The following is a 6,235-nucleotide window of genomic DNA, read 5'->3' as shown; positions in this document are numbered from 1 at the left end:
TGAAGTATCAGCGGTGTAGCGTCGGCGGATACGATGTAGGTTTCCGATATGGTACATCCATTTCCATCGGTGATGGTGACCGTGTAGGTTCCGGAGGAGAGCCCGTTGATCGATGAGGTGTTAGCACCAATCGACCATAAATAGGTGTAGGTGGGCGTTCCACCCGACACACTAATTCCAACGGTTCCGTCGGACTGGCCCGGAGCGCTTTCATTCTGGATGGTGCTTGAGACGGACCAGTCGCTCACACCCCCAATATTGAAAGTTTCAGAATAGCTGGAGCCGTCTTGGTCAGTAACGGACAAGGTGTACGATCCGGCAGGCAGAAGGTTTCTGCTGTAGGTCGTGGTGCCATCGGACCATTGAACGATATAGGGTGCCGTTCCGCCCGATGGAGAAACGAGGATCGTTCCGGTTGAATCTTCCGGGCATATGTTGTTGTCGCTTGGTACGGTAGAAACGCTTAACGGGGCTTCCAGTGTGAACGACCCGGTTTCGGTACACCCGCCGCTCGTTACGGTGACCGAATAGGTTCCTTCGTCGAGCCCCGCGAGGTTGCTGAAGTCTACACTGAATCCGCCCGATGCACCATTGCTCCAATTGAAGGTGTACGAACCGGTTCCGCCCGAGGCCGTAACGCCAATTTGGCCGTCGTTGCTCGAAGGTGTAGTTGGGTTCACCAAGGTCGAGGATAGGGAAATTGGGGATGCGGCGTTTACGGTGTAGGACCCAGTAGCTGAGCTGCCATTTGAATCGTTGACGGTTACAGAGTACGTTCCGGATGAAAGGCCTGTAATTGCTGAAGACGTTGTGCCTATTGACCAGAGGTAAACGTAGGGAGGTACACCACCCGAAGGGCTTACGAAGGCCGTTCCATCAATTTCTCCCGGACAGGATTCACCGGCCCCACCCACGGATAATGAGAGCGGTGACGAAGAAGTTCCCGTGATGTTGATGTTATCGATGAACATGTCGTTCCCCCAACCCGAAAGGTTCGTAAATCGGATTTGGATTCCCGTTTGACCGGCGTATGCACTAAGGTCAAAACTAGGGCAGGATGGAGAATTGGAGCCGTCGCACCAATCGGATGCGCTCGAGGGTACAAACTGACTTGTGACGTCCGTTCCCGTGGCAAAGTTTCCCGACCCGTTTTCGTCATAACTAGCCAAGCGAGTCCATGTAACACCACAATCGGCGCTGATCCAGACGCTGAGGCTATCTCGGTAATTCGATGTGTATCGGCGATAGGCATATTCAAAGGAGAACGAAACGCTGGATAAGCCGGCAAATCTGAGTACCGGAGAAATGAGGTGGTCTTGCACAACGGCCACATTCGCTGCACTATAGTTGTAGTTGTCGATTCCGGCCGCAGTTGAGCCGCCGTTGCCGCTGACCGATTGAAATGTCCAAGTCGTGGAACCATCGGGGTTCTCAATGGTCCAACGGTCCCGGGACGTAGATGATTCAAAGTCCTCAGAAAATGGAAGGGTGAGCTCGCCTATTATACTGATGTAATAGGATTTGACTTCGCTGTCGCTTCCGAGGGAGTTCGTCGCGGTCAAAGAAATCGTGAAGGAGCCCGACGAGGTGAATTGTATTTGCGGTGAAACGCTTGATGCGTTTGTACCATTAACGAATGACCATCCCGAGCTGGGAGAAACACTCCACAAGTACGACGTTGGGCTTCCGGATGATGCATTCGTAAATGTGACGGCTTCACCTGAACAAATTGAAGTGGAGCTAGCGGTGAAATCGGCGATCGGAACGGAAGGCACTCCGGTTACGATCACAGAAAAAGGTTGTGACCCACCCGAAAGGGTTCCTTTATGTGTCACGAACAAGGTATAGGTGCCTGCGGGCAAAACTCCCGGTTCGAGCTTTTCGACGTTATCGCGAAAGTTATCACCTGTAGCTGCGGCATTGGACGGGTTTGCCGGATCTAATGTCCAGGGAAACCAAACTCCGGCCCCTCCATCGGATATACGGATATCGAGATCGTTGACCAAGCGAGCCGTAGTTGGATTCAAGACGGCACCTTGTGCTGTTCCTGCCGGGTCTATCCAAGCCATGGTGGCCGAAAATGGATCTATACCATTACTCGTAAAGGTCAAGCTCCACGTGTTTCCGTTCGTCAATGTGGGTTCGAGAATGGTGTTTTCGGTCGTATTCGAGATCGCTTCTGCTGCTCCAGAGGCGTCCAAAAGCCCCCAGCCAAATTCATAATCGGGACCGTCGGCCGAGCCCGCTTCATTGGCCGTATGGATGACCAGTGCTTTCAGGGTTGACGACCGCATGTAGCTTCCATTGAGGTTATTGTAGTACTGTTGGAGCAAGATCAGTGAGCCGGCGACATTGGGTGATGACATGGAGGTGCCGCTACTGTTTATGTAGTCGCTATCGTTATCGCTATCGCAGGAATAAAGCTCCACTCCATTCCCGGAGATATCGGGTTTTATTCGTCCATCGTCGGTCGGGCCCCAACCACTGAAGCTCGACATACCGACATCAGAAGGTTGCGTATAGCCTGGTGTGACGTCATTGACGGCTGCAACGGTTAATATATTTTTGGCAGTTCCGGCAGGCCCAATACAATCGTACCCGTCGGATCCACCATCGGGATCACGGCTCGCTGATGATGAGGTCCACGAACCGCCCGACCAGACTTGGTGTGTGCCGTTATGATCATCGTTCCGATCGTTTCCGGCCGATTTACAAATGAGGTAGTAGGGAGCCGCTTCTGCGATCAAGTCCCAGGCACGTGCATCTGAGTTGTAGCTACCAAAATTATAGTCTTCGGTACTCGAAACGGAGGGGTCGCCGTACCAATACCAATCGGGGCTGTCGAAATACCAACCGCATATGGTACCGTAGCTGTGGTTGCTGATGAGGAGTCCGCCTGAGGCCTCCGTACTCATTTCTGAATTGTCACTGTTCCAGTCGTAGGCGTGCAGATCGGCCTGAGGCGCCATTCCCTGTGCGTTGGCGACATCTCCTTCGGCCATGAGGGTACCGGCCACGTGCGTGGCGTGCCAGGAAGTGCTCGATGGGCTATCTCCTTGAGTTACGCGACTTCCGGCACCCGCGTTGAATTCTTGATGTGTAGCACGCACTGCTCCGCCGTCCCATTCGCCAATGAACATACTTTGCCCTTCGAGATTGAGTCCGAGCGAACTGCCGTTCCAGAGGTCGTTGGTATTTGTGGATAATGCCGCGTTGTCGTTATCGGTGGTGTAGTAAACGGGATATCCGTTTTCGATGCGCATGATCTCGATTTCCGTGCCGTCGGGGCCCACGGTTCTAATGGGCCGATTGTTGACCAGCGCCCAGGCTATGGCTTCGGCTTTTTGAGTAGCGCTTACTTGAGCGAAGGAATCGGCGAGGAACCGCAGGCGTTCATGGTCGGTTCCGGGGAGCGATTGTGCGAATCCTGCCGCAGGCAGTAAAAATATAAACAGGGTGAGTAGAGCGTTTTTCACGTCGGATGTGTAAGAAGGTCAGGAATTTAAGAAATATATGGCGGAAGGCAGCGGGCGGATTGCCGTGATCATTCATTCTTAACCCGGCGATATGCTTGCGAGCCCTTTGCGGTGCTCACGCGCACGAGGTATGTTCCCGAAGGCCAATGGCGCGTGTCGATGCGCAGCAACTGAGTAGATTCGCAGGACTCGAACAACGCGCGCCCTTGCAAGTCTTGCACGATACAATGCTCCATCAGGTGGTCCGATGATAGGGTAAAGGCCTCAGTGCCCGGGTTGGGATAGAGTTGTATTTGGTGGCATAGCTCGTCGAGCGAAAGTCCGCATCCGACCGCATCGACCTCGTACGACCCAACTGTAGTACAACCCCGGGCATCGGTGATGGCGCAGGAGTACGTGCCCGCGGCGAGACCGAAAGCGGTGTCGGTAACCTGAACCGGATCGGTGTTCCAAAGATAACTATACGGTGGTGTTCCACTTACGGGCTGAGCCGCGGCATATCCGAGCGTAATGGGAAAACAGGTGTCGGGTACGTTAAGCAGCGGTGGCTCCGATACGGTCACCGACTCCACATTTTCTTGTCCGGCCGCATCCGACACGATAAGGCTGTAGGTTCCGGCCGGGATCTGATCGATGGTCGCTGTGGTTTGTCCGCTGGTCTAGGTGTAGGCATAAGGTGGTTGACCGCCCGAAGCGCTGACCGAGGCCGATCCGTCGCTAAATCCGTCGCACGTCACCGGTGTGGAGCCGGTAAGCGATACAAGCACCGTAATCCCCGCATTGATGTTGTACTGGAACTGCGCCGAGCAACCGTTTTGATCGGTCACAGTAACGCCGTAAGGCCCGGGACCGAGCGGACCAATGCTCGATGTATTGTCGCCCGTCGTCCAGATGTAAGTGTACGGCGCCGAACCCCCGCTCACCGCCAGCGAAATAAAGCCATCGTTATTGCCGATGATCGATTCGTGTATCACGGTGGCATTGTCTATCAGAGCCTGCGGCTCGATGATGCTGTAGCTCGTTACCAGCTCTTGACCCACCTGGTCGGTCACCGATAAGGAGTAGGTTCCGCCCGCTAAACCGGTAACTTGAGCCGTGCTGTCACCGGTCGACCAAGCATATACATAAGGTGGTACTCCACCCGAAATACTCACACTGGCCGTTCCATTTCCATCGCCGTTACAGAGTAGATCGGTGGTGTTCGACTGGATCGAAAGTGCGGTATTGGCGACCGTTACGGTAACCGTAGATTGAGCCGAACAGCCGTTGATATCGATCACGGTGACTGTATATGTCCCACCGGAAAGATCCGTGACCGAGGTGCCCGAACCCCCTTGAGGCCAAATGATTTTGTAGGGTGTGGTTCCACCGCTTGGAGTAGCGGTCCTCTGAGCGTCGGCCGCGCCCGGATAAGATTCTTGAGTGGCTGAAGTGCTTAGCGACAACGCCGTTGGTTCCGTTAGAAGGAATGATTGGGTGGCCACTTGACCGGTCTGATCTGAAACGGTTACTGAATAAGTACCCGCAGTCAATTGGGAAAGCGATGATGTTGCATTTCCATTGGACCAAGTGTAGGAGTAGGGCGATACCCCACCAATTACGTTCAGATTATGGCTCCGTCAGCGGTTCCAAAGCAAGTGATCAGATTTACGAAAGGCTGCAGTTTTACCGGGGTATTGGCCGTAGTAATATTGACCGGTGTTGTCACACTGCATCCGTTAGCGTCCTCGACGTGCAGGGAATAACTGCCCGCCGATAATCCGGATAAGTTATTTGCTGTACTTCCGTTCCACCACAGGATTTGATAAGGAGGGGTTCCGCCTTGGGGAGTGACTTGTAGTTGGGCGTCGGCCGAGCCTGGATAGGTTTCGAGCACTGCAGAATAAGTAGCTTGTAAAGGAGCGGGTTCTGTAAGGGTAAAGCTTTCGGTGTACTGTTGTCCGATTTGGTTGGACACGGTGACGGAGTACGTTCCGGGCGCCAAGGGTCCTACGAGCGTGCCGGTGTGCCCGCCGGATCAAAGAACCTGATAGGGTGGAAGTCCACTGCTCGGGCCAATTTCGATGGAACCGTTGGTGGAGCCGAAGCAGGTTGGATTGGTTAGGATCGATGTGGACTGAATCGGGAAAATGCCACCGTAAACAGAATCGGAGGCTATGACGCTACAACCGTAGTCGTCGGTCACGGTCACGGTATATGTGGCTGCAGATAGTTGATCGATACTTGTAGTCGTGGCGCCGTTGGACCATAGGTAGGTATAGGGTGGAACCCCGCCCGAGGCAAGGGCATTGGCATATCCATTCGCCGCACCAATGGGAAATTCAGGACCGGTTAAGGTTGAGATCGCCAAAGGTGAGAATGGCTCTTGGATAAAAAAGGCCTTAAAGTACGTTTGGCCATCGACATCGGAAACCCATACCGTGTATGAACCCGGACCCAAACCCGCGAGCGAAGGGGTCGTGGCTCCGTTGCTCCAGGTATAGGAAAATGGCAGAGTTCCACCGCTTACGGTCGTAATAACTGACCCGGCATTAGCTCCTGCACAAGGGCTGTTGAACTCGGTTCCGGCCAAGGTCAATAGCTCAACGCCTACGAGAATGTTGAAGTTATTCTTCAGTGAGCAGCCATTGTCATCGGTTACGGTGACCCCGTATGCACCGGACGAAAGGTATACAATGGCGTCGTTCGTGGATCCCGTAGACCAAAGCACTTGGTACGGTGGAATTCCACCCGTAGGGATCACCAACGCCGATCCATCG

Annotated in this window: 5 protein-coding genes; all 5 read right to left on the bottom strand. The window is 54.0% G+C overall.

The genetic code is table 11. The features are described from left to right. Nucleotides 1-3,476, bottom strand: a 3,476-nt coding sequence (locus J4F31_06450; protein MCE2496198.1) for a S8 family serine peptidase, incomplete at its 3' end; no start/stop codon positions are given. Nucleotides 3,477-3,544: 68 nt separating this feature from the next. Then, entirely contained in the window at nt 3,545-4,075 is a 531-nt protein-coding gene (locus tag J4F31_06445; GenBank protein ID MCE2496197.1) for a T9SS type A sorting domain-containing protein, read from the bottom strand. A 60-nt stretch (nt 4,076-4,135) separates the two neighbouring features. Continuing rightward, on the bottom strand, nt 4,136-5,008 hold the full coding sequence (locus tag J4F31_06440; GenBank protein ID MCE2496196.1) for a SprB repeat-containing protein: 873 nt from the start codon (nt 5,006-5,008) through the stop codon (nt 4,136-4,138). Between the two features lie 71 nt (nt 5,009-5,079). Next, nucleotides 5,080-5,433, bottom strand: a complete 354-nt coding sequence (locus J4F31_06435) for a hypothetical protein (GenBank protein ID MCE2496195.1) — start codon at nt 5,431-5,433, stop codon at nt 5,080-5,082. A 60-nt stretch (nt 5,434-5,493) separates the two neighbouring features. After that, nucleotides 5,494-6,219, bottom strand: a complete 726-nt coding sequence (locus J4F31_06430; GenBank protein ID MCE2496194.1) for a SprB repeat-containing protein — start codon at nt 6,217-6,219, stop codon at nt 5,494-5,496. Nucleotides 6,220-6,235: the final 16 nt, after the last annotated feature.

The organism is Flavobacteriales bacterium (assembly GCA_021296215.1).
Lineage (GTDB): Bacteria > Bacteroidota > Bacteroidia > Flavobacteriales > ECT2AJA-044 > ECT2AJA-044.
The sequence above is the reverse complement of the archived record's forward strand: the minus strand, read 5'-3'. Positions and strand labels throughout refer to the sequence as shown.